Raw genomic sequence first — 23,099 nt, forward strand, 5'->3', positions numbered from 1 at the left:
CATTAGATAAACGTTTTCGAACTATGTTCTTGTATGCATCTTTTCTTCTTCTCTAGCGCATTTCTAGATGCTTCATTATGGCCTTTCTCAGCGTCGGCATCCTCGACATCACGATTGACAGGATATCCGCAGTCTCGTCCCTGTCCGGCTGCCTGCTGTTTCTGGCCTCAAAAGAGGCCATAAAGCTGCCGATGACCATGCCTGCCAAGAGGCCGTATGCAAATTCCTTTGCGTCGCCCTGCCCCGGGACCATCCTGCCTGCAATGGTCGTTGCCACCTTGGGGTCCTTGGCAGCCGCTTTTAGCAGCGTTTCAAGCTCTTTTCTGTCGGCAAGTACAAGGCCCATGTACGCTTCTCCAGTTGGCGGGGTGGGTATAAATTCTAGTAGAAAAAGGGCTCTATTAAAAACGAGAGATTTTGCTTAATGGAGGCTGGTTTGTTTGGAGTATCTCTATAGAAACGTCAAACCATCAGCTTTCTGAATTCATCGTAATTCCACAAGTTGTCAAAATTCTTACTCTTTCTGATAATTTCCTTGTAACGGCTATTGATATTAATTATATTCTGAATCATATTCAAGGCTTCACTATGTCTGCCTTGAAGTGTCTTAATACAAGAAACCCTGTATACTGTTAGAGCTTCATTGGGATTCATTTCTAAAACTCGATCAAAATAGGATAAGGCATCGTCATTTCTACCGAGCATCATGAGAGCAGTACCTTTGCCTCGAAGAGCATCAATATTATTTACATCTGTAAGCAATGCTTTGTCAAAAGAAGAAATAACATCTTCATTCCTTTCCAAATCTAATAGGCATTCGCCTCGGGCAATCAAAACGGTTGTTTCTTTTGGGCTCAGTAACAATATCTTATCGAAGTAATCCAAAGCTTCAGCAAATCGCCCTAATCTAATTAGTATATTCCCCTTTGCCCATAACGCCTGACTTTCTTCTGGTGCAATATCTAGAGCTCTATCAATATGGGTTAAAGCTTGATCATCTTTGCCTAGATTTATCAGAGAATGCCCTGTAAAAATAAGGGCGGTCAAGTTATTTGGTTCAGACTGTAATGCTTTGCCAAAATTATCTAATGCTCCTAGATAGTCCTTTTGATTAAAAAGTATGCCACCTGTTGTAACATAAGGTTCAGGTCTTGAGGGGTCTTTCTTTATAGCCTTCTGTAACAATTTCATTGCTTTATCGTATTGATTAGCGCTTGCTAATTCTGATGCCTCATTAATCATTGAACCGATCCCTGTAGAGTCGTCATGTTTTAGCTGTTTCTTCTCGAGCTTTTCTTCTTTGTCCCATTTTTTGTAAAGCTCAATCAATTGTTTTTCATACTTCTTATCCAATATCCATTCAGTCAGGCATCCATGACAAATCGCAGTTACTTCTCTGTCTATGCCAGCGGGGATTACAGAATACGCTTTGGTTTTCTTTTCATAAAGTCTAAGAGTATGCTTTCGCACACCTTTGCATTTTTGACATTCAAACTCACCTGTTTGCATATTTCTGTAGGAACTACTTTTGCTCGACCAGAATACAAATATATGATTACCACAGAATATTATTCTGTGATAAAAGGTGTTTGTTTATCAGTTAGTACTTCTGCATTTACTTATCCTACACCCTCTCCCCAAGGTGCGTCACTAGTTAAGTACTGAAACCAGTAATCCAGTAGATTATACTCAACTACAAGTTCCGTCTACCTCCTACAAGAGAGCAGGAGCTTGTACTAGAGCAAACACTGGACGGCTGCAGGTGGATATACAACTATTTTTTGTCAATCCCGCCGATGTCAGAATATGACATGAACTATGCTCTGACTGAACTAAAGGAGCAGCACCCGTGGCTCCGAAACTATTACGCCAAGATGCTCCAAATGGTGGCAAAGCAGGTTGCAGCAGCCAGAAAAGCAACGTCCTCTCTGAAAAGAAATGGCTGCAAGACCGGCAGATTATCGTACAGATACAACGATGATTTCCACGCCTTTGCCTACAACCAAAAAGGATTCAAGATAGAAGAGAATAGGCTCGTACTCGCCAAGATAGGCCGCATAAAGATCATCTTACACAGAAAACCAATCAACATCAAGCAGGTAACGATATGCAGAAAGAATGGGAAATGGTATGCAGTAGTAGGCTGCGAGATACTTCGCAGGTCATGTTCTACCATTGTATACAAGAAGCCAGTAGGAATAGACGTTGGTATCACAAAGTTTGCCCACGACTCAGACAATCATGTTGTAGAAAACCCGCAGTTCTCGACTAGAATGTCAAGGCCATTGAAGAGGGCTCATCGCAGACTGTCGAGGAAAAAGCTCGGAAGCAACAATAGAAAAAAGGCGCGTCGTATGCTTGCCCGGTTATATGAGCGCATAAACAACAAGCGCAGTGATTTTCTGCATAAAACATCTGCATACTATTGCAGAAACTACGACTTGATATTCCTAGAACGACTAAGAATGGCTAACCTGACCAAGAACCACAAGCTTGCGCACAAGATACTGGATGCAAGCTGGTATACGTTCAAGATTATGTGCCAGTACAAGGCCAACAGAGTGGTAGAAGTGGATCCGGCGTATAGTTCGCTTGACTGTTCTAGGTGTGGCCACCGCGTACCCAAGTCACTTGCAGTACGTATCCACTCTTGTCCAAAGTGTGGCGCGCTTTTAGATAGAGACTACAACTCTGCCATCAATCATTTGCAGAACGGTTTGACGCTTCTGCAACTACCGGTGGAGCGCCGGGAAGTCACGCCTGTGGAGCCTCAGAGTAAGGTCATTGAAACAGGAACGTTGTATGGTGACATGCAGCTAACCAGGGGGACGGGCGCAAGCCTGTCTGGGAAGCCAGTGCCCTCCCCTAGGGCTTGGTAGTTCACTTGATCCTAGCTGATTTTTTCTGGGGCACGCGGCGCTTGTGCACACTTGCTATTCAAAATTACGGGGTACAAGCGTGCCATACCCTATGTTTTTTAATGGCATTATTGTAGCACACAGCAAATGTCTTCAAGTAACAGTTCTTGCTCCGTGGTCCTGTTGGAGCTTGGCATAGCCGCCTTTGACGGCGCAGGCAACGTCGTGGCGTCAAGGAAATTCGACAGTGCGCTGCGCTCGTACCGCATGCTAAAGAGCGGGGGCACGCCAGAAGAGATCAAGCCCTTTGTGGACCAGTTGCGCTCGTACAATACCATATCCGTAAATGACGCAAGCGTGGCGATAGTGCTGCGCCAGGCCGGCCTTGCCAACGCCCAGATGATGCAGGAGGCCCAACAGCAAGAGATCCAGGGAAGCAAGCCTGATTATATCGTAAAAGCTGGGTTTGCGGCAAGTCCGCAGGACGCCATGCAGGCGCTGCGCGACTTTGCAATAGATCTATCTTCATCGAGAGTAAAGGAAGCGTCTGAAAAACTCGACTTGCACATAGTCCAGTCGATAAACGCGCTGGACGAGCTGGACAAGATAATCAATACAATCGGAACTAGGATGCGCGAATGGTACGGCCTGCATTACCCGGAGCTTGACAACCTTGTGCAGAGCCAGGTCGCGCACGCGGAGATAATCAGCAGGGCCGGCTCGCGTGACAAGATAACAAAAGAGATTCTGGAGAGCGCTGGCATACAGGACAAAAAGGCAGAGATAATCCTTGACGGCGCAAGGCGCAGCAGGGGTGGCGACATGACGCCGGAGAACCTCGCAATCGTCAAAAAGCTGGCAGACCAGGTCATTTTGCAGTCGGACCTGAGGCGCATACTCTCAGACCACATCGAAGCCGCGATGGAAGTCGTGGCTCCAAACGTCAAGGAATTGCTGACGGCCGCAGTCGGCGCAAGGCTCATCGCCAAGGCTGGAAGCCTCGCAAGGCTTGCCGTGCTCCCTGCAAGCACCATCCAGGTGCTTGGGGCAGAAAAGGCGCTCTTCCGCGCGCTAAAGACAGGCGCAAGGCCGCCCAAGCACGGCATACTGTTCCAGCATCCGCTCATACACTCGGCTCCAAAGTGGCAGCGGGGAAAAATCGCCCGCGCGGTGGCGTCCAAGGTCGCAATCGCGGCAAGGATAGACTATTACCGCCACGCCGGCAAGGACACCCAGATCACGGAAAAGCTGAACACGCGCCTTGAAGAGATCCGCGAAAAGTACAAGGAGCCAGTGCCGGAAAAAGAGCGCGACAAGAAATACCGCGAGCACGAGAGGCGCCAAGACAGGGGACCGAGGCGCTTTGGCGGAGGCGGAGGAAGAGACCGGCGCCAAGAGGGCGGCCGCGACAGGTTTGGCGGCGGCAAGAAGAAGGGAAAGGACCGAAAGCGCTTTGGAAAGCGACGGTATTAAGTGGATCTTTGCCGGCGGCGAAAAACACGCGGCCACGGTAAACCTTGTCCCCGGCGACAGCGTCTATGGCGAAAAGCTGGTGAAGCAAGGGGGCGAAGAGTACCGCTTGTGGGACCCGTTTCGGAGCAAGCTTGCCGGCGCGCTGAAAAAAGGCCTCAGAAACCTGCCGATAAAAAACGGCACCAAGGTGCTTTACCTCGGCGCTTCAACCGGGACGACCGTGAGCCACGTCTCTGACATTGTCGGCAATTCCGGCATAGTGTTTGCAGTCGAGCCGGCCACCCGAGTTGCCCGGGAGCTGATAGAAAACGTGGCGTCAAAGCGCAAGAACGTCGTGCCAGTCCTCGAAGACGCACGCAGGCCAAACTCGTATTTTTCAGTGTTTGGCAAGGTTGATGTCGTTTACTGCGACATTGCCCAGCCGGACCAGACAGAGATTGCGATAGCAAACTGCAACGCGTACCTAAAGCCAGGCGGAGTCATGCTCCTTGTGGTAAAGACGCGCAGCATCGACGTTCTGATGGACCCAAAGGCAGTTGTAGTGCAGGAGGCAAAAAAACTGGAAAAGGCCGGCTTTGCAATAGACCAGGTGCTGAACCTGGAGCCGTTTGACAAGGACCACGGAATGATCTACTGCTTTTTCAGGTCCTAAAAAAGCGTCCTCTGCTCCATTCCTTCAAGCATCGTGCGCAGGGGCTTCCACGACTTTCTCGCAAACGCCGGCGGCGTCTTTTTCATCTCCACCCAGTTGCGGATAAAGAGCATCGTCTTTTCGTCGGAAGGGTAGCCAGAGCCGATGTCGCGGTAGCGCTTCCTTATCTTTTGTATTTCAAAGTCGCGCGTTATCTTGGCCAGTATCGACGCCGCAGATACGACGACGTTTATCCTGTCTGCGTGGTGCATAGAATGTATAACCTGCGTCGCGCTCTTTAGGTGGCACGCGATGTGCTCCCTGTAGCGCTCAGGGTTTGTGTCGCAGCAGTCGACGTACACCTCGTCGACCTTCATCTTGCCGATGACGTGAGCCATCGCCCTTGCCTCCAGCTTGTTCAGGCCGCGCTGCAGCACATGGCTGTCCACCTCTGTCGACTTTATCGTGTGTATGTGGTAGTGGTCGGCGATGCTGATTATTTCGTCATAGAGCTTTTCGCGAGCCTGCCGCGTCAGCTGCTTGGAATCTCTGACACCCATCTCTTTTAATTTTGTAATTTTTGACTCGCGGACAGAGACGCCGGCAACAACAAGCGGCCCTATTATCGAGCCGCGCCCCGCCTCGTCCACGCCGCCAATTAACAGCATAAGCTGTCTATGTGATTTTGGAGGTAGCTATTATCCCTTTTGCGCTTGGGCTCTGTTCGATCTTGGGGGCATTCGAGATGTGTTGCGCAGGCTAACATTTTTTATTCGGTAGCCATTCGCACCAATTCGGGCAACTGCTTGCCTTTCCCTTCAGAAAGGGCTGATATCCCGCCATTCAAACTTTCAGCCACGATGCCCTTCTGCGCAAGCACTTCAGCTACCCTGAGAGAAGTGTTTCCCATCATGCAGACAAGCAATGGCTTTGCATTGGCGCCTCCCAATGATTTTTCCATCTCCTTGGGCACTTGCTGGGTCATCAATAACTGCTCCACCTCTCTGGCCGTTGGAACAAAGATCTTGCTTTCATCAACGCCCAGCGACTTTGCGATGAGCTCTATCCCTTCTTTGCGCGGGGTATACATCGTGTGAATCCAGACAACCCGGTCATAATTTCCGATGTTGGAGACAGCTTCTTGCAGGGGAACCTGCAAACTCCTTTGTTGTTTTTCTTCCTTCATCGCTTCAAGGCTTTTTCTGTACTTTTGGATCCCGTCTGCGATCATCACGATAAAGCTATCACTCATGCCAAAGTTCGCCATCTGTACCACGGCGTAAAGCGCTAGGGCGCTGCTTTCCCCCATGTCGTACCCTTTGTCCACGAAAAACTTTAGCAGGCGTTTTGCCTGCCTGAAATCCGCTTCATGCTGTCCTGCATACCTGTCAGGCTCGTAAAACTTTAGACCCGATGCCTTGCCTTTTGTCCTTATCCCTGCGACATCCTGATCGCCAAGTGGAAAGACTACGTGCACGGACTTTTTGCCGTATTTCTCCATCATGTACCTGCTCAGGCCGCCGGAGGTGCCGCCCGTGCCAAACGTGCAGACGATTCTGGACTCTGACAGCGCAACTCCTTGTTCACGCAATTGCTGGTCTAGTTCTGCAGCTGTTATGGTTCTGTGCACTTCAATGTTCAGCTCGTTGTCGTACTGTTCAGGGCAAAAGCCGCCATAGATCTTTGCAAGCAGCTTTGCCAGGTTTATTATGTCCTGGCTCGCCAGGATCGCTTCCACCTCGGAGCGCGACTTGTCGAAAATTGCAGGGTCAAACCCCAATTCGGTGAGCTGTGCGCGAACGTTTGAGGCTGTCGCCTTGGCGGCCATGAGGCTTGCATTTCCCTTCATTCCCGGAGCAGGGCAGATGTCCATGTCGAGATTGATGATGCGCGTATTTTCGTTTCTCAGCTCGTCGAACACCCCTTCCTGAAGCTTTCTGGAGACAAGGGCAACAACATCTATGCCCAGCTTGGAGATTTGCCCCAGGGCAATCCCAAAGTTGCCCGAAGTCGCTTCAAATATCGTCTGCCCGCGCTTGAGCTTCCCGGTAGCGATGGCATCATGGATTATCTGGACTGCCGGCCTTACTTTGATGGAGCCTGCCAGCAGGTCCGAATCGAACTTGCCGAAAACCCTCAGTGATTTGTCAGCAAGGTCCAGACCGAACACATTTTTTGCGCATTCCTTCAGGTCTTTGGTGATGTCGACAAGCGGAGTTGCGTTGATTATTGTAGCCGCTGTCTTTGCATCGCCAGGTTTCTCTCCTAGGTGAGGAACCTTGCTCCGGATCTCTTGCTCAAAATGCAAAAGTAGCGAGTCATCGACGTTGTTTACTTCGTCCTGTCCTTGCAATTTGCTTTACTCTCTCTGCAATCTAATTCCGCAACCGGGTATAAAATGTGTGTTAGCCAGTGCTGGCAACCTGCTTGTCACAGGTTACATCGATATTGAGATGATTTGGCATTTGACGAATAGTTAACAGTACCTGCGCTTGACAATAATAAATAAAAATATCGCATAAAACAGCCTTCTCTTGCATACATGGACGGCTTTGTCGAGACAGTGGAGGGCAGGACGAGACTGCTAGTGCCAGCGCTGTCTCTGACAGAAAGGGTGCCGCCCAAGGTCCCCGCCTTTTTCAACCCTGCGGCAAAGCAGAGCCGCGACCTCTCAATACTTGCGTACCGCGCCTTTGCGCCCCGGCTAAAGGAAAAGACGCTTGCAGACGGCTTTACGGGGATTGGCGCCCGCGCCCTCCGCGTGGCGGTGGAGGTGCCAGAGATAGAGCAGGTGTTTGCCAATGACGCAAATCCGACAGCGATTGAAGCTGCCAAAAGATCTGCAGAACTTAACGGCGTCTCTGAAAAATGCCGCTTCTCCATCAACGAAGTCTGCAAGTTCTTGATGAAGGGAAACGACAGCGAGGAGCGCTTTGGAATCGTCGACCTCGACCCGTTTGGAACGCCTGCGCGCCACGTCGACTGCGTCCTTCGCGCTGCTCTTGACGACGGCCTGGTCTCGATAACCGCGACTGATACTGCCGTCCTCTGCGGCGTCTATCCCAAAGTGTGCCTGCGCCGCTACTACGGCCGGCCGCTGAACAACAGCTATGGCAACGAGACTGCGCTGCGCCTGCTCACGTCGCTGATAGCGCTCACCGCTTCAAGGCTAGAGCTTGCAATAAAGCCGGTGTTTTCGCACGCCACGATGCACTACCTGCGGGTGTACGCGCAGGTATCGGTCAGCTCTAGCGAGGCAAACGACGTTTATGCAAACATCGGCTACGTGATGCACTGCTTTAACTGCGGCAACAGGCTTGCAACCCGCGAGTATGACGGAACCGTCAAGTGCGAGCTGTGCCAGAAAAAGCTCCGCATTGGAGGCCAGCTGTGGACTGGACAACTGCACGAAAAAGAGTTTGTCGCAAAAATGAAAGAGCAGGCAGGCAACGACGAGAAAAGCAAAAAAGTCCTTGACGCGGCCCTCGATGAGATCGACCATGTGCCGTACTACTTCAAGGCAGACGAGATTTCTTCAAAACTGAGGACAAACCCTCATTCAATCCCAAAGATAATTGAAAAGCTGCAAGCCGCCGGCTACAGGGCGTCAAAGACGCCTCTCAACTTTGGAGCTTTTAAAACAGACGCAAGGCTAGACCGGATAATCGACGTGCTCAGGTAGCAGGAGCAGCGGTAGTGGGAAACGCCTTTATCGAGCGGTCAACCAAGTCGTTCATCTCTGTCTTGATAGAGTCAAGCGTTGCGTGGTCGGCTGCGTTTTTGTCGTTGCTGTCGACGAGCCTCTTCATCTCATCAAGGTAGCTGCCAAACTTGCCAAGGGCCTGAGAGTACAGGCCATAGCTTTCCTGCCACTGCTGCGGGACGCCAGGCGTGTCGACGCGCTTTTTCAGCGCATCAAGGTTCGACCTTGCAGTGCTTATGGCGGCGTTCATGTCATTGGCAGCGACCTCGCCCTTGGACCACTTGTCAAACGAGTTTTCAACCTCGGTCGTGGCAAAATTGTGCTGCGTGTAGACAAACGACAGGTTGTCGGCAGGCAGGTTGGCGGCGTCGGCCTCGGCGCCTTTTTCATCGGTGATGTTGACGCCGGTGGGCGTGCCCTGCTGCGGCAAGAGCCAGATGAGTACGCTCGTGCCGATTATGCCGGCGGCGATTATGGCCGTTATCACTATGCCCTTTTTGCTTGCCAAAGCAGTTACACCGTGCAACAGCTCCAAATAAAAACATACCAAAAAAAGCATATCAAAATATACCGCAAAATCCGGAGTACAAGTGCACATGAGCGTACAGCCCAGCCTTGGCAAACTTGTCTACCGGCACGACCTTACTCCTGACCTTGCGATAATCCGCATCCAGCCGTCTGACGGAAGCCCTGTGCCTGACTTTAGGCCAGGCCAGTTCGTCACCCTTGGATTAAAGCTGGACGGCGAAGACAAGATAACAAACCGCGCCTACTCGCTTTCCTCGCCTCCAGAGGAAAAGCGGTACTTTGAACTATACATAAAGTGGGCGCAAGAGCCGGTGCCCGGCAAGTTCACCACCGCCCTTTTTGACATGAAAGAAGGCGACGAGCTTTACTGGCGCAAGCCTGCCGGCGCCTTTACAATGGAGGACAAAAAAGCAGACGGCACGTCTGACGAAAGGACGCTTGTACTGGTCGCATCGGGGACCGGCCTTGCACCGTTTGTCGCCTATGTCCTGCACCTAAGGGCAATCGGGTCAAAGCGCAGGATAGCACTGTTGCACGGCGCGCGCAACGCAAAGGAGCTTGGCTACCGCGACCTGTTTGAACGGCTTGCAAAAGAAAACAGTGATTTTATCTACCTGCCGACAATAAGCAGGCCACACGAGCCCGGCTCGGAGGGCTGGACCGGCCACACCGGCAGGGTGGAGTCGCTTTTGGTGCCAAAAAGCGATGGCGTGTCAGAGCTTGAAAGGGCGCTTGGAAACAGGGTCGCGCCGGAAAACTCGTTTTTCCACATCTGCGGCTACTCGGGCACCATCGACAACGTGATCTCGATACTGCAGCCGCTCGGGTTTGTCAGCAACAGGAACAAGCGCAAGGACGGCTCGTTTGACATCAAGGTAGAGACGTACGGCTAGATAAGAAATACGCACACAGCAAAATACTCATTACACTGTTTGTAGAAGCAAAAACCAGTTGTACGCCGCCCGGACCACCCAGTACCAGGGGTCTCTCATGATAGACATTTGCGACCTTGAGCTGATAGGAAGCAAGCTAGAGCAGGATAGCCTTGCAATCGACCTGACAGAAGCATATTTCAAGCAAGAAGTGATAACGCAAGAGCAGGCTGGCGAGCTATTAAAGAAATGCGCAATAGCAAATTTGGTAGGCGACAAGATAGTGGGCCAGGCGCTTTCCATGAAGATGGCAAAAGAAGTAAGCGTCAAGCGCATATCCGGAGTCCCATTTTTGATGATATTCAAGTTCCAGCAAAAGTGATGCTCTGATGGGCAAAGAAGAAGGAGAAGAGGATCAGCGGCCGGAAGAAGAAGAGGAGCACTATCATCATCAGCAGCAACAGCAGCGACAAGAAGAAGAGCCAAAGGCAGTGGCGCGGGCTGACAGGCGCTACCGCCGCCACGAGCGGGAAAACCGGTTTCTGGACAAGAGGTCAGAAGACTACCAGGTGGTAGAAGAGGTGTTTGACATGCCCACCATGATGGTCATCACGAAAATGGTAAACGACGGCATACTGAAATCTGTGCAGAGCCACTTTGCGTCCGGCAAGGAGGCCAAGGTGTTCATCGCAGAGGCGCCTGACGGCTCTCCCCTTGCGGTCAAGATATACCTGACGGTGAGCGCCGAGTTCAAAAAGAGGATGCAGTATATCGCCGGCGACCCGCGCTTTTCAGAGATCAAGGGAGGCACCCGCAACTTTATCGCGGCATGGGCAAGAAAAGAGTTCAAGAACCTGCAGCAGGCGCACAAGGCAGGCGTCCGCGCGCCGGCGCCAATAGCGGTTGAAAAGAACGTGCTTGTCATGGAGTTTATCGGCGACAGCGAGGGAAACGTCGCGACCCCGCTGGCAAGCCTTGAAGACATGACCCCCGCTGACTACTCTGAAGTGGTAAAACAACTGCAGATCCTGTACCAAAAGGCCGGGCTTGTGCACGCCGACCTGTCAGAGTACAACATATTCAAGAACCCGCAGGGCGAGATAATCCTGCTTGACTTTGGCTCGGCAGTGGACGTCAAGCACCCCTATTCAAAACAGTTTTTAGTCCGCGACGTGCAGAACGTAAACAGGTTCTTCATCAAGCGGGGCATAGACGTCATTGACACCACGCACCTCATGGAAAAAATAATGACAGGATAAGAAAAACAAGATATGAGCTTCCAGCACAACATCAAGCTTCCAAGGGAGAGGATAGCCGTCCTGATAGGCAAGGGCGGCAGGATAAAGCAGGAGATTGAAAAGAGGTGCGGAGTCGCCATTGAAGTTGACAGCGAGTCCGGCGACGCCGTGATAACAACAGGAGAAAACAAGCCTGTCGAGCAGATAGAGATGTTCAAGGCTGTAGAGATAATTTCCGCGATATCGCGGGGCTTTTCGCCCCAGCGCGCCATGCGCCTTTTGGAAGAGGAAGAGATGCTGTTCCAGCAAATAGACCTGCGCGATTATACCGGCAGATCGCCAAACGCGCTAGAGCGCGTCAAGGGCAGGATAATTGGCGAGGGCGGCAAGTCAAGGCGCACGATAGAAGAGCTGAGCGGCGCATCCGTGTCTGTGTACGGACACACCGTGAGCCTGATAGGCACGTACCACGAGGTCCGGCTTGCGACGGACGCAATAGACATGCTGTGCCGGGGAAGCATGCACAAGAGCGTCTACAACATGCTGCAGGAGGCAAGAAGGCGCGACAAGATGGACAGGATGCGCCTGTGGGAAGACGACAAACACGATGTTGAAGGAAGAGAAGAAGGTAAAGAGGACGAAGAAGAAGGAATAACGGAAGAAGAAAAAACTTTCTAAAGCTTTTGCATCCTTATCGTGAGCACGCCGTTTCTGTACTTGTAGTCAGATATGCCCATTTCAGCAGCGGCGGCAGGGGTAGTGGCAGTCGGGTCAAGCTGCACGTCCTTGGAAAAATTCTGGCCGCCTTTTATCTTTAGCACGCCTTCTGAAAGCCGGACGTTTATCTGGTCCTCCGGGCCGGGAACCTCTGCCACGAACACCATCGCCCCGTCGTTATTCTTTATGAGGTCGTAGACCCAGTCCTTCTTTTGCTGTTCCGCGTCGCGGGGCATTATGACCTTTTGTTCCGGCGGGCCGGACATCTTGCGGATCTCGCGCACCCAGTAGATGACAAAACCTGCCGCAATCGTGATGAGGATAAAGCTGGCGCCGTTGTTCTGGCCGTTTCTTGCCGCCATGACGTACATGGCACCGACAAGCATCAGTGCCAGCAGGGGAACTATAAAGCCTATCGAGCGCCCGGTGGAATATTTCTTGGTGTACTTTGCCAATTCTGCTTATCCCCCTCCTCTCTCCGGCATTCTCTACAAAAAACAATACCATCCAGAGATTATAAAACTTATAGATCTTCTCTCGTCATCATGCCATCTTGCCGCCGGTATGCTCGCCCCAGCGCCTAAAGAGCCCGTGGTCGATGCCAAACTGGTCAAGCACCTTTCCAACCACGTGGTCTATCAGGTCGTCCATCGTCTGCGGCTTGTGGTAAAAGCCGGGCATCGCCGGCATGATGACGACGTTGTGGATCCCGGCAAGCTTGCTCATGTTCTCAAGGTGGATTTTTGACAGCGGCGCCTCCCTTGGCACAATCACCACCTTTCTGCCCTCCTTTATGCAGACGCTTGCCGCCCTTGACACCAGCGTGTCGTCAAGCCCGTTTGCAATGCTTGCAAGCGTGCGCATGCTGCACGGGATGACTGCCATGCCGTCTATCCTGAAAGAGCCGGAAGAAACTGGCGCGGCCATGTTGGTGTCCTCGTACACCTTGGTCGCAAGCGAGCGGACAGAGTCGCCCGTCCTGTCGGTTTCTATCTTGATGGTCTTTTCGCCCCACTCGCTCAGGATGAGGTGCGTCTCTACCTTTAGCTTTTTGAGCGCCTCAAGGGCGCGTATTCCGTATATCACGCCGGAGGCCCCCGTTATGGCGATTACCAGCCGCACAGTTGCAAGCTTGTACACTTGTTATATAACGATGCCGCCTGTAGCGCAAGGGTTTATTTACTGACAGTCGCGCATTTCCTTTCGTGCTGACCGTCTTTGGCACGATGGCCCTTGACACCACGCGAACGCCATTTCGCATAGAAGAGAGGATACTTGGCGGAGCCGCTACCTTTGCCTCGCTTTCTGCAGGCATGTTTGCCCGGACGGGCATGGTCGCAGCTATTGGAGAGGACATGCCTCTTTCTCATATCGAGGCGGTCAGGTCAAAGGGCGTCGACACAAAGGGCATCGTGACAGTCAGCGGCGGCAAGTGCTTCCACTATGATTCCGAGTTTGACTACAACCTTTCAAACAGAAAGACGCTCAAGACCGAGCTGAACGTAATTTCCGATTTTGACCCTGTCATTCCGGAAGAGTATGCAACGTCTGAATACGTCTACCTTGCAAACAACGACCCGCGGCAGAACATGGCGATACTGCGGCACTTTGAAAAGCCAAAGCTGGTAGTCTGCGACACGATAGAGTACTGGATCCACACGGCAAGGGACGACGTCGTCAAGATGATCGGAAAAACTGACGGCGTCGTGATAAACGACAGCGAGGCGCGCCTTCTCTGCAACGAGGTCAACATCGCAAAATGCGCAAGGCAGATAATGTCTTTTGGGCCGAAATTTGCGATAATAAAAAAGGGGGAGCACGGCGCCGTGCTCTTTACCAAAGACGGCGAGGTGTTCCCTGCGACCGCGTTCTTTCTCGACGAAATTTCCGACCCGACCGGCGCCGGCGACTCGTTTGCCGGCGGTTTTCTGGGCCACATCGCAAGGAAAGACAAGGTTGATTTCCGCACGATGAAGGAGGCTGTGATATACGGAAACGTCATGGGCTCTTTTGCCGTGGAGGACTTTGGCGTCAGAAGGCTTCTTGCTATAACCAAAGACGACGTTGAGGGGCGCTACCAGAAATACCGCAACTTGGTGCAATTCTGATAGCTTTACTTTTCACCCCTTACCCGGGTTGGCTCGTAGTGCTGCATCTCCTGAATATCGTTAAAAAACGGCTTGACCAGATCAAAGAACCTGCCAAATTCCCGGCTTCCCCTGAACCCTTTCATGTGGCCGTCAAGCGAGTCCCACTCTATCCTGAGTATGTACAGGTCAGGGTTTTCAACGCAGTGTGACAGTTCGTATTTCTGGCAATGGACAGATGACATCAGCGACTTGGCTGCGTCGTTGTACGCTGCCTCAAACTCCTGCTGCCTTTCGCCTGGGATCTCGTAGTGTATGTATTCAACTATCATATGCCTGTCAAGTTATGGTTTTTGATATCTAATAACATGGATGCCAGTTGGACCGGGATTTCTGGCAAAAATAAATACCCCGAAACACATGCCGTGACATAGATATGGGACGCACAGAGAAAAAGCTCCTAGGCAAGAACGCGCAGGTAATAGTCGACATCCTCCAGAAGGCGTACTCGGACGAGATGCGCATCTTTCACTACTTTTGGTACGTGGGCATCAACATGGAAGGAATAGGGCTTGTCACCTACGCGCAGGCGCTAAAGACGCAGGCAACCGGCGAACTGATGCACGCAGAACTTTTGGCAAACAGGATATCTGAGCTTGGGGGCAAGGCGCCAAGCAATCCTGCAGAATGGGAAAAACTGAGCACCATCGGCCCTCTTGACCCAGTAAAGCACCTGACGCTGCGGTCCGCGCTGGAGCGAGCCATGCAATTTGAAGGCAAGGCAGTTGAAAACTATAACGCCCTTGCCAAAAAGGCGCTTGAGCTGGGCGACTTTGTGACGTACAACCTTGCCACCACCATCCTTGCCGACGAGGTCAAGGACGAGCAGCATACCGAGGACGTCCTCAATTCGCTTGAAGTAAAGTAAGTGAGAAATGGCAGTCAACCTTTCAAACGTCGAGCAGGCCATAATAGAGGAGCTAAAGATAAGCCCGGAGGAAGCCCGGGCGTACGTCGCCATCGTAAAGAGCGGCAAGATGGACGCCGCCAGGATATCAAAGGCAACGGGCATTGGCGATGAAAAGCAGGCGCAGGCAGTCGCAAAATCCCTTGTAGGCCGTGGGATGGTGATCGAGATAACTGCAATGGAATTTGAGTCGCTGCATCCCCGCTTTGCAGTCACCAACCGCTACAGGCGCCGCTGCGCCGAGGATAACATCCCATTCAAAAAGAACCTGCGGGTAGACAACATAGGAATAGTGCTTGAAAAGCCGTTTGAAGATGCAAGAACTAAATAGGTGTCCGCCGGCTCTCTGTATGGCAAGAGATGGCGACTTCTGACCCGACGGGCGGCGACAAGGTAGTCTATTTTGGGGTGATAAACATCAACGAGAACGGAAGGACGCTTGGGTCCGTGGACATCTGGCGCAGCCTCTTGACAAAAGAGATGTTTTGCGAGGAAAAGCGCCTTGGCATCCTTGACATCGTCGACTACATTGGTATGCCCAAGAAAAAGGAGGAAGAAGAGTGGGCAGTCGCAGTGAGCCGAAAGCGGAAAGGGCACCTGCGATGGCGCCTTGTCAAGCTTGTAAAAGAAGGCCGGTTCAGGTTTGAAGACGCCGACGAAAAATTGGTCGAGATCGAGGTCAAGGACTATGCCATCGCCGACCCGGAGTGGTGGAGCTTTTTGGTCAAGAACAACGTAAACCGCAACGTAGAGGTAGAGGGCAAGTAGGCAAGATGGAGCGCGCCGGCGACAATAATATTCCACCAGTGACCGTGTTTGTCAAAAACGCCGACGGGAGCGAAATTGCCGCAAAACTGTCCGGCTATTTTGTAGTCAGGGGAAAAGAGTTCCGGTTCACCGCCATTGCCTTTGGTAGGATAGGCGGCCATAACGCAAGCGTGAAAATCGCCAAGACGACGCTTGAAAAAATAGCCAAGATGGGAATCGACCCGGACGCGCTGGTTGACACCATCCAGCGCAAAATAGTGGAAGGCGACGTCACCCTCCCGGAAGGAATAAAGCCGCCTTCAGAGTAGCGAGCCTTCAAGCGCGTTTCCGCAGGCGCATTTTGTGCGTTCCAGCGGCACTGCCGGTATCAACTCTGCAACCAGCTTTTTCGTCTTTTCCACGTTCTTGTGCAGGGTTTCAATGATTTCTTTTGAAGTGACCGGGATTTCTGCCCATACGTCATAGTCGGTGACTGTTGCCACGGACAGATAGCAGATTTCAGCTTCGCGTGCAAGCGTGACTTCTGGCACGAGCGTCATGCCGATGATGTCGGCCTTCATGACGTCGCGGAAAAATTTTGATTCTGCCCTAGTTGAAAAGCGCGGGCCTTCGATGCAGACGTACGTCGCCTTTGGCTGGAACGGGAACTTTAGCCTCTCGATAACTTGCGCAGCGACGTCGCGGATTTCCGGGCAGAACGGGTCTGCCATGGAGACGTGCGCCACCTGCCCGCCGTCGTAAAACGTGTACTCTCTTTTCTTGGTAAAGTCGATGAACTGGTCGGGAAGGGCAATGTGGCCGGGCTTGTAGTCAAAGCCGAGGCTTCCAACCGCCGACGGCGCGATTATGCGCTTGACGCCAAGCTGCTTTAGCGCCCATATGTTGGCGCGAAAGTTGATCATGTGTGGCGGTATCCTGTGGCCCCTGCCGTGCCTTGGCAAAAATGCCACCTTTCTGCCAGCGTACTCACCGATTGTAATAAGATCGGAAGGCTCGCCGTACGGCGTGTGCACCTTGATCTCTTTTTTGTCGCTGAAAAGGCCAGAGTCATAAACGCCCGTGCCGCCGATGATGCCAATGTCTGCCTTTTCCGTCATTGCCATTTTTTAATCGTACACCACCAGCGACTCGACCTTGTAGCCCATCTCGCGCAGCCTGTCGGCTCCCTTTAGCCCTGCCAGTTCAATGACAAAAGCAAACCCTGCGACCTTGCCTCCAAGCTCCTCTACCAGCTGCGCCGCTGCAACGGCAGTCCCGCCGGTCGCAATCAGGTCGTCAGCTATCAGGACTTTTTGTCCCTTTTTCACCGCGCCTATCTGCAGCTCCATGGTGGCATTTCCGTACTCGATGTCGTACGATTTCTTTATCGTGGGGCCAGGAAGCTTGCCTACTTTTCTTATCATTATCACGCCCTTGCCCGCCTTCATGCCAAGTACCGTTGCGACAACAAAGCCCCTTGACTCGATGCCCGCCGTCATGTCGTACCTCGTCTTTGAAAACCTGCGGGAAAACTCGGTTGCAATGAACTTGAGGGCGTCAGGGTTCCGGAAAACAGGATTGATGTCGCGGAAAAGTATGCCTGGTTTTGGAAAGTCCTGATGCTTGCCGATTATCCTGTTGAGGTTTAGCTTGGCCACCACGGACACTACGCATTGGGTGGCGGTAAAAAAGATTGCGAAGTAAGCCCCGGCTTACTGCCTGCTTTATACGGTCGATTGCCTAATAATAGACAGAAAGAATGCAGTCATCGCAGGCAGAGTTTCAGGCCAAAGTCGCCGGGCTCAAGGACTTTAATGAAGCGTTTGAGCTGGTCAAGAGCGCCGTCTATGAAAAATTCAAGATGCACCGTGCCGGCCTGAGCCTGATACTGCAGGTCATGCCGACAAACCTTGGCGCCTACCATATTCTGGGGTCAAACGTGATCGTGATGAACAGCCACGTGCTTGCCGCAATCCGCAGGCTGTCCGGCTCGGAGGCAGAGTACAACGCGTACGTGTTCATGGTCTTGGCGCACGAATACCTGCACAGCCTTGGCATCATCGACGAAAATTCGGTGCGCCAGATGACGTACGACCTCTGCAAGACAATGCTTGGAGAGGACCACAGCTCGACCAAGATGGCCAAGGAAGACCCATCGTCGCTGTTCCCACAGCTGCGCAACATGATGCAGACGCAGTTTGGCCGCGAGTTTCAGGTGATCAAGAATTTCGACAGGGCAAGCCAGTCCTACATACAATAAGAAGAATGGCATGGAATCTGATATCACAAAAAGCACACTGTTCGCTCATCTGTGCTAAATTTCCTACAACAACGCAGCAACAATAGCCAACTTTTTCTCTTATAGAACTAAATCTGGAAGATATAAATAAGAACATGACAAAGTACCTCATTATATGCCGATAAAGAACGGGGCCGAGTACGTAGAGAGCCTCAGGGGGAGAAAACTCAAAGTATACCTTTTTGGACAGCTTGTAAAAGAGCCGGTGGATCACCCGATGATCCGCCCCTCAATTAACGCGGTGGCCGCTACATATGACCTTGCAAACGCCGAGCCAGAGATGGCCGGAGCCAAGTCGTCGATATCTGGCCTGCAGGTAAATAGGTTCCTCCACATCGCAGAAAGCGCCGAGGACCTTGTGAACCAGAACAAGATGCAAAGGAGGCTGGGCCAGTTGACAGGCACGTGCTTTCAGCGCTGCGTCGGCATGGACGCCCTGAATTCACTGTATTCCACTACCTACGAAATTGACCAGAAGCACAACACGAAATACCACTCGCGCCTGAAGGAGTTCATCAAGATGATCCAGCGCGAAAACTATGTCATCGGGGGCGCCATGACGGACGTCAAGGGCGACAGGAGTCTCTCGCCGTCGCAGCAGCCAGACCCGGACATGTTTGTGCACATTGTCAAGAGGGACAAAAAGGGAGTCTACATCACCGGTGCCAAGGCGCACCAGACCGGCTGCATCAACTCCCACTGGATACTCGTCATGCCTACCATGCGCTTGAAAGGAGAAGACAAGGACTATGCCATAGTAGGCGCAGTCCCGGTCGACGCCCCTGGCATCACCTACATCTATGGCAGGCAGTCGTGCGACACGAGGTCGATGGAGGAAGGCGACATTGACGCCGGCAACAGCAAGTTCGGGGGCCAGGAGGCCATGATAATATTTGACAACGTGTTCATTCCAAACGAGCTCATCTTCATGGACGGCGAGTACGATTATGCGGCCATGCTCGTCGAGCGCTTTACCTGCTACCACAGGCGCTCGTACGTCTGCAAGACGGGCCTTGGCGACGTGCTGATAGGCGCCGCGGCGGCAATAGCAGACTATAACGGGGTCGCAAGCGCCTCGCACATCAAGGACAAGCTTGTAGAAATGACTCACCTCAACGAGACGATATTCGGCGCGGGAATTGCGTCTTCGTACATGGCTCACCAGACGGCGTCTGGAAACTGGCAGTGCGACGACATGCTGGCCAACGTTTGCAAGCACAATGTGACGAAATTCCCCTATGAAATCAGCAGGCTGGCGCAGGACATTGCCGGCGGCCTCATGGTCACGCTTCCCTCGGAAAAGGACTTTCGCGGGCCCGAGACTGGCCCTCTGCTTGAGAAATACCTCAAAGGTCGCAAGGGCGTCTCGACTGAGAGCAGGGTGAGAATGCTCCGCCTCATCGAGAACATGACGCTTGGCAGGAACGCGGTAGGCTACCTGACAGAGTCTATGCACGGCGCCGGCTCTCCGCAGGCGCAGCGCATCCAGATAGCAAGGCAGATGCAGCTGGAATACAAGAAAAAGCTTGCCAAGAACCTTGCAAGCGTCAAGGAAGGCGAAACGGCCGAGATATCGCAGGAAAACTCGGAATATTTCAACAAGATATTCGGGGTCAGGAAGAAGGGCAAGCAGCAGTAGTAACTTTCTTTACTCTGCTTACTTTTGGTAAGCATCCTTAAATATTTCGACGATCTACGCAATGCCATGCCAAGACCATGTCATTTCGACCTGACGGCAGACAACCCTGAAAGGGCGATAAAGTTCTACAGTAACGTGTTTGGATGGCAATTCGAAAAGTGGGACGGGCCGATGGAATACTGGATGTGCACCACTGGCGACAAGGATGCGCCGGGCATAAACGGCGGCCTCTCAAAGAGAGGTCAGCAGAGCATGCCCAACATGAATACCATAGATGTCCCGGACGTTGACGAATTCTCCAAAAAGATAACCTCAAGTGGCGGCAAGGTGGTAATGCCCAAGATGGCCATACCGGGTGTCGGCTGGTTTGCCACCTGCCAGGACACCGAGGGCAACCTTTTTGGGATAATCAGGGAAGACAGGAACGCCAAGTAGTAGCTTTTTTGGCCGTGTACGAGAGTGCCCGGCCGAAAAGGATTATTTATCAGTTATGCGTCAGAAGAAGTATCTTCGGGGTAGCTGTGTTTGAAACTGAATGAAGCCCAGATCGAGGATCTGACCGGCAAAGTCTTTCGTACAATCGTCTCAAATGGCAAGGGCGGCATACTGCAGTCGGAGCTCTGGAAGGAACTTGACCTGACAAGCCGCGACGGCTCGAGAGTAGCCATCCGTCTGGAGCGCCGTGCCCTGATAAGAAGGGAAAAGATGCTGGAAAACGGCAGGTGGACTTACAAGCTTTTTGCCACCAAACTGCCAATTGACACAAGCAGCGTTGAAAACGCGCCCTGCCTTACCTGTCCTGTTGAGCACATGTGCTCTATTGACGGCTCGTACAGCCCAATTACCTGCAACCTTATAGAGGACTGGCTCGTGCTGTCCCTCAACATGGCCAACCAGCAGCAGAGAAGGCCGTCGCAGCAAGATCAACAATCCTCGACATCAAAAACAGAAGAAGTAGATCCGTCCAGATGAGGCTTGCAGACGCCCGCAGGGATCACTACAGGCGCCTTGCCAAGGATCAAGGATACAGGAGTAGAGCCGCGTACAAGCTAAAGCAGATCAACGATTCTTACCGCATTCTCAGGCGCGGAAACAGAATAGTCGACATTGGCTGCGCGCCCGGAGGCTGGGTGCAGGTCGCCACGGAAGAGGTCGGCCCGGGTAACAACAAAGTGGTGGGAATCGACCTCAAGGAGGTAGAGCCGGTGGCCGGCGCGACGATACTGCAAGGGAGCATAGACGATCCCGTCGCTGTCAGAAAAATAATCGAGGCCCTGGGAGAGGAAAAAGCTGACGTCGTGCTGTCAGACCTTGCGCCAAACGTCAGCGGCATGTGGGAGGTGGACCACGCGCGGCAAATAGACCTTACGAGGAGCGCCCTTGCCCTTGCAAAACAGGTGCTAAAGGGTGGAGGCAGCGCGGTATTCAAGGTGTTTGAGGGCGAGTTTTTAAATGAGCTGAAGAACGAGATGAAGGCAAGCTTTGCCAAGGTGCTCATAAGCAAGCCAACCGCAAGCCGGCAGGAAAGTTCGGAACTGTACCTGGTGTGCATCGGCTTTCGCCACCAGTGAATGATTGCTATTTTCTCTCATGCTCACCGGACTTTGCCCAATTAAACCAAATAACCTCAGCTAAAGTTGATTAAATTAATTAAGCTGTTTCTGCAACCTGTAAAATATCCCCGGATGCCAAGCCAGCCCGATTATTACGCCCGCAACCACAAGCTGGAAGTCCCAAAGAGCCAGGACTCCTCACAGAGCAGGCTGCTCGTCCTCTGCATTGACAGGGATGACGACATTGGCACAAAGGGAGGCATCGAGACGCCCATTGTCGGGCGCGACCAGTGCATAAACGCCGGCACTCGCCTTGCAATTGAAGACCCCGAGGACGCCGACGGAAACGCCATTTTCGGGGCGGTCAAGACGTACGAAGAGCTTGTGAGCAAGGGCTACAACGTCGAAGTTGCGGTGGTTGCAGGCAAGTTCAACAGGGGAGTTGAGGCCGACGAAAAGATAAGCCGGGAGGTGCAGGCAATTCTTGAAAAATACAACGCTACCGGCGCAGTGATAGTTTCTGACGGCGAGGACGACGAGACGGTGCTCCCTGTCATACAGTCGAGGGTGCCCGTGGTGTCGGTCCAGCGCATCATCATCCGCCACAGCAGAAGCGTGGAATACTCGTACGCTGTGTTTGGACGCTATCTGAAGGCGATGATGTACGACCCGCAGTACAGCAAGTTCTTCCTCGGAGTTCCTGGAACCTTGCTCCTTGCCGGCGGCCTTGCGGTGGCGTTTGACGCAACCAAGTGGCTGACCGTCATGATACTTGCAATCCTGGGAGGCGCGTTCATGGTGCGCGCCTTTGACGTCGACAGGGCAATAAGCTCGCTTGGCAAGATGGGGCCAACCGACTTTATCAAAATCTTCTCTATAATCGGGGGAGTGCTGATGATGCTTGCGGCCATCGCAAACGGCATCTCTAGCATACCTCATGACATTCCCGTGTCGCAGATGGACGCGCTTCAGATAATCACCAACAAGACTATCGTGGGAAGCTTTACCAAGGGCATGATAACGATGATGTGGATAGGGATAGCCACCGTGATGGCCGGCGTGCTTTTGAGCAACTGGCTAAAGGGAAGCTCGCACGCAATGGCCGACATACTGCGCCTGGTCGTGCTTGGCCTGCTCTACATACCGGTGCTCCAGTTTACCGACGTGCTCACGCTGTCCACGAGCCCGTTCACTCTGGTGTCGTCGCTCTTGATAGGGCTTGCAGTTTCGCTTGTAGCGGCCGCGTTTCTGTACCAGCACTTCCGGCACAGGCGCGGAGGCGAGCAGGTAAAAGCAAACGGTGGCAGCAGTGGTAGTAATAATGGCAGCAACTGAAACATAAATAACGTGTATCTTTTATTTTCAACCCTAGGGAGAGACATAACAATAATGGCGCCCGAACATGGCGAGTTTGATTCGCAGTCGCAAAAGAAATGGTTCTGCGGCTACTGGATGATGCAGGAAGAGTGGGAGGACATACACGACTATGCGCCTCCAAACACAGGAGCCGCGGCAGCGACGGCAGAAGAGGATGAGGAAGAAGAGCAAGAGGGAGAAGAAGGGTAAAGAGGTAAAAGTCTCTTCCTCTACAGTGTCAATAAGCCTGTTTCAAGCTGCTAGGAGCGATTTTCGATTGCCTTCTTTAGCTCTGCTTGACTGCCATACTTTCCCTAGTATATATCGCCAGAAATATTGCAAAACCTGCTATAGCGATAGCAATCATGGTAAATACCGCGTACGTTTGCCCTAAATCTGAACTGTATAATGTCTTTGCTTCCGCATTTTTA

Annotated in this window: 30 protein-coding genes; 20 read left to right on the forward strand and 10 right to left on the reverse strand. The window is 52.3% G+C overall.

The window, feature by feature from the left end:
• Nucleotides 1–52 precede the first annotated feature (52 nt).
• Entirely contained in the window at nt 53–346 is a 294-nt protein-coding gene (locus NTE_RS02650) for a hypothetical protein (protein ID WP_148699620.1), read from the reverse strand.
• A gap of 116 nt (nt 347–462) precedes the next feature.
• A complete protein-coding gene (locus NTE_RS02655; protein WP_148699621.1) occupies nt 463–1,509 on the reverse strand; it encodes a tetratricopeptide repeat protein in 1,047 nt (348 codons plus the stop codon).
• A 176-nt stretch (nt 1,510–1,685) separates the two neighbouring features.
• Between NTE_RS02655 and NTE_RS02660 the strand changes: the two genes are divergently transcribed.
• The 3 genes from NTE_RS02660 (at nt 1,686) to NTE_RS02670 (ending at nt 4,983) form a co-directional block, all read left to right on the forward strand.
• Complete coding sequence (locus tag NTE_RS02660) at nt 1,686–2,879, forward strand: RNA-guided endonuclease InsQ/TnpB family protein (protein ID WP_226987246.1); 1,194 nt, start codon at nt 1,686–1,688, stop codon at nt 2,877–2,879.
• Between the two features lie 126 nt (nt 2,880–3,005).
• Nucleotides 3,006–4,331: an NOP5/NOP56 family protein gene (locus tag NTE_RS02665; RefSeq protein ID WP_148699622.1), complete on the forward strand. Its 1,326-nt coding sequence runs from the start codon at nt 3,006–3,008 to the stop codon at nt 4,329–4,331.
• Nucleotides 4,312–4,983 carry a fibrillarin-like rRNA/tRNA 2'-O-methyltransferase gene (locus tag NTE_RS02670; protein WP_148701994.1) on the forward strand — a complete coding sequence of 224 codons (672 nt, stop codon included), beginning with the start codon at nt 4,312–4,314 and terminating at the stop codon, nt 4,981–4,983. The genes NTE_RS02665 and NTE_RS02670 overlap by 20 nt, the downstream gene beginning before the upstream one ends.
• On the opposite strand, the gene rnhB is transcribed toward NTE_RS02670, so the two are convergent.
• Together rnhB and NTE_RS02680 are read right to left on the reverse strand one after the other, a co-directional pair.
• Entirely contained in the window at nt 4,980–5,630 is a 651-nt protein-coding gene (rnhB, locus tag NTE_RS02675; RefSeq protein ID WP_226987133.1) for a ribonuclease HII, read from the reverse strand. The genes NTE_RS02670 and rnhB overlap by 4 nt on opposite strands.
• A 101-nt stretch (nt 5,631–5,731) precedes the next feature.
• Nucleotides 5,732–7,315, reverse strand: a complete 1,584-nt coding sequence (locus NTE_RS02680) for a pyridoxal-phosphate dependent enzyme (RefSeq protein WP_148699623.1) — start codon at nt 7,313–7,315, stop codon at nt 5,732–5,734.
• Between the two features lie 189 nt (nt 7,316–7,504).
• Between NTE_RS02680 and NTE_RS02685 the strand changes: the two genes are divergently transcribed.
• Nucleotides 7,505–8,644, forward strand: coding sequence for a tRNA (guanine(10)-N(2))-dimethyltransferase (locus NTE_RS02685; protein WP_148699624.1), 1,140 nt, complete (start codon nt 7,505–7,507; stop codon nt 8,642–8,644).
• On the opposite strand, the gene NTE_RS02690 is transcribed toward NTE_RS02685, so the two are convergent.
• Nucleotides 8,637–9,173, reverse strand: coding sequence for a hypothetical protein (locus tag NTE_RS02690; protein ID WP_148699625.1), 537 nt, complete (start codon nt 9,171–9,173; stop codon nt 8,637–8,639). The genes NTE_RS02685 and NTE_RS02690 overlap by 8 nt on opposite strands.
• A gap of 88 nt (nt 9,174–9,261) precedes the next feature.
• On the opposite strand from NTE_RS02690, the gene NTE_RS02695 reads away from it, so the two are divergent.
• The 4 genes from NTE_RS02695 to NTE_RS02710 are packed head-to-tail and all read left to right on the forward strand — an operon-like array spanning nt 9,262 to nt 11,981.
• On the forward strand, nt 9,262–10,086 hold the full coding sequence (locus tag NTE_RS02695) for a ferredoxin--NADP reductase (protein ID WP_148699626.1): 825 nt from the start codon (nt 9,262–9,264) through the stop codon (nt 10,084–10,086).
• A gap of 58 nt (nt 10,087–10,144) precedes the next feature.
• The gene (locus NTE_RS02700; RefSeq protein WP_148699627.1) at nt 10,145–10,447 is read left to right on the forward strand and encodes a DUF424 domain-containing protein; all 303 of its coding nucleotides are present in this window, start codon (nt 10,145–10,147) and stop codon (nt 10,445–10,447) included.
• Between the two features lie 7 nt (nt 10,448–10,454).
• Nucleotides 10,455–11,324 carry a serine protein kinase RIO gene (locus tag NTE_RS02705; RefSeq protein ID WP_148699628.1) on the forward strand — a complete coding sequence of 290 codons (870 nt, stop codon included), beginning with the start codon at nt 10,455–10,457 and terminating at the stop codon, nt 11,322–11,324.
• A 12-nt stretch (nt 11,325–11,336) separates the two neighbouring features.
• Nucleotides 11,337–11,981: a KH domain-containing protein gene (locus NTE_RS02710; protein WP_148699629.1), complete on the forward strand. Its 645-nt coding sequence runs from the start codon at nt 11,337–11,339 to the stop codon at nt 11,979–11,981.
• Here the strand turns inward: NTE_RS02710 and NTE_RS02715 are convergent.
• Complete coding sequence (locus NTE_RS02715; RefSeq protein ID WP_148699630.1) at nt 11,978–12,475, reverse strand: Hsp20/alpha crystallin family protein; 498 nt, start codon at nt 12,473–12,475, stop codon at nt 11,978–11,980. The genes NTE_RS02710 and NTE_RS02715 overlap by 4 nt on opposite strands.
• 88 nt (nt 12,476–12,563) lie before the next feature.
• Nucleotides 12,564–13,142 (reverse strand): UbiX family flavin prenyltransferase, encoded by a 579-nt coding sequence (locus NTE_RS02720; RefSeq protein WP_148701996.1) that lies wholly within the window; start codon nt 13,140–13,142, stop codon nt 12,564–12,566.
• Between the two features lie 83 nt (nt 13,143–13,225).
• Here NTE_RS02720 and NTE_RS02725 point away from each other — a divergent pair, with 83 nt between their 5' ends.
• The gene (locus tag NTE_RS02725) at nt 13,226–14,128 is read left to right on the forward strand and encodes a PfkB family carbohydrate kinase (protein ID WP_148699631.1); all 903 of its coding nucleotides are present in this window, start codon (nt 13,226–13,228) and stop codon (nt 14,126–14,128) included.
• Between the two features lie 5 nt (nt 14,129–14,133).
• On the opposite strand, the gene NTE_RS02730 is transcribed toward NTE_RS02725, so the two are convergent.
• A complete protein-coding gene (locus NTE_RS02730; protein ID WP_148699632.1) occupies nt 14,134–14,439 on the reverse strand; it encodes an antibiotic biosynthesis monooxygenase family protein in 306 nt (101 codons plus the stop codon).
• A 104-nt stretch (nt 14,440–14,543) separates the two neighbouring features.
• Between NTE_RS02730 and NTE_RS02735 the strand changes: the two genes are divergently transcribed.
• The 4 genes from NTE_RS02735 to NTE_RS02750 are packed head-to-tail and all read left to right on the forward strand — an operon-like array spanning nt 14,544 to nt 16,150.
• Nucleotides 14,544–15,035, forward strand: coding sequence for a ferritin-like domain-containing protein (locus tag NTE_RS02735; protein ID WP_148699633.1), 492 nt, complete (start codon nt 14,544–14,546; stop codon nt 15,033–15,035).
• Nucleotides 15,036–15,042: 7 nt separating this feature from the next.
• Nucleotides 15,043–15,405 (forward strand): helix-turn-helix domain-containing protein, encoded by a 363-nt coding sequence (locus NTE_RS02740; RefSeq protein WP_148699634.1) that lies wholly within the window; start codon nt 15,043–15,045, stop codon nt 15,403–15,405.
• 29 nt (nt 15,406–15,434) lie between these two features.
• Nucleotides 15,435–15,842 carry a hypothetical protein gene (locus NTE_RS02745; RefSeq protein WP_148699635.1) on the forward strand — a complete coding sequence of 136 codons (408 nt, stop codon included), beginning with the start codon at nt 15,435–15,437 and terminating at the stop codon, nt 15,840–15,842.
• 5 nt (nt 15,843–15,847) lie between these two features.
• Complete coding sequence (locus tag NTE_RS02750; protein WP_148699636.1) at nt 15,848–16,150, forward strand: hypothetical protein; 303 nt, start codon at nt 15,848–15,850, stop codon at nt 16,148–16,150.
• Here NTE_RS02750 and NTE_RS02755 read toward each other — a convergent pair.
• Both NTE_RS02755 and NTE_RS02760 read right to left on the reverse strand, forming a co-directional pair.
• Nucleotides 16,142–16,939 carry an S-methyl-5'-thioadenosine phosphorylase gene (locus NTE_RS02755; protein ID WP_148701997.1) on the reverse strand — a complete coding sequence of 266 codons (798 nt, stop codon included), beginning with the start codon at nt 16,937–16,939 and terminating at the stop codon, nt 16,142–16,144. The genes NTE_RS02750 and NTE_RS02755 overlap by 9 nt on opposite strands.
• Before the next feature lie 9 nt (nt 16,940–16,948).
• Nucleotides 16,949–17,479, reverse strand: coding sequence for an adenine phosphoribosyltransferase (locus NTE_RS02760; protein ID WP_193354085.1), 531 nt, complete (start codon nt 17,477–17,479; stop codon nt 16,949–16,951).
• Nucleotides 17,480–17,580: 101 nt separating this feature from the next.
• Between NTE_RS02760 and NTE_RS02765 the strand changes: the two genes are divergently transcribed.
• From NTE_RS02765 to NTE_RS16295, 7 genes are all read left to right on the forward strand, one after another.
• The gene (locus NTE_RS02765; RefSeq protein ID WP_148699637.1) at nt 17,581–18,081 is read left to right on the forward strand and encodes a hypothetical protein; all 501 of its coding nucleotides are present in this window, start codon (nt 17,581–17,583) and stop codon (nt 18,079–18,081) included.
• Between the two features lie 154 nt (nt 18,082–18,235).
• Nucleotides 18,236–19,759 (forward strand): 4-hydroxyphenylacetate 3-hydroxylase family protein, encoded by a 1,524-nt coding sequence (locus NTE_RS02770; RefSeq protein WP_148699638.1) that lies wholly within the window; start codon nt 18,236–18,238, stop codon nt 19,757–19,759.
• A 66-nt stretch (nt 19,760–19,825) separates the two neighbouring features.
• The gene (locus NTE_RS02775) at nt 19,826–20,194 is read left to right on the forward strand and encodes a VOC family protein (protein ID WP_148699639.1); all 369 of its coding nucleotides are present in this window, start codon (nt 19,826–19,828) and stop codon (nt 20,192–20,194) included.
• A gap of 90 nt (nt 20,195–20,284) precedes the next feature.
• A complete protein-coding gene (locus tag NTE_RS02780) occupies nt 20,285–20,731 on the forward strand; it encodes a helix-turn-helix transcriptional regulator (protein ID WP_148699640.1) in 447 nt (148 codons plus the stop codon).
• On the forward strand, nt 20,728–21,330 hold the full coding sequence (locus NTE_RS02785) for an RlmE family RNA methyltransferase (protein WP_148699641.1): 603 nt from the start codon (nt 20,728–20,730) through the stop codon (nt 21,328–21,330). The genes NTE_RS02780 and NTE_RS02785 overlap by 4 nt, the downstream gene beginning before the upstream one ends.
• A gap of 114 nt (nt 21,331–21,444) precedes the next feature.
• The gene (locus NTE_RS02790; RefSeq protein ID WP_148699642.1) at nt 21,445–22,647 is read left to right on the forward strand and encodes a DUF373 family protein; all 1,203 of its coding nucleotides are present in this window, start codon (nt 21,445–21,447) and stop codon (nt 22,645–22,647) included.
• Between the two features lie 54 nt (nt 22,648–22,701).
• Complete coding sequence (locus NTE_RS16295; RefSeq protein ID WP_158385035.1) at nt 22,702–22,878, forward strand: hypothetical protein; 177 nt, start codon at nt 22,702–22,704, stop codon at nt 22,876–22,878.
• Nucleotides 22,879–23,099 lie beyond the last annotated feature (221 nt).

It is taken from the genome of Candidatus Nitrososphaera evergladensis SR1 (assembly GCF_000730285.1).
In the GTDB taxonomy this organism is placed as follows: Archaea; Thermoproteota; Nitrososphaeria; order Nitrososphaerales; family Nitrososphaeraceae; genus Nitrososphaera; species Nitrososphaera evergladensis.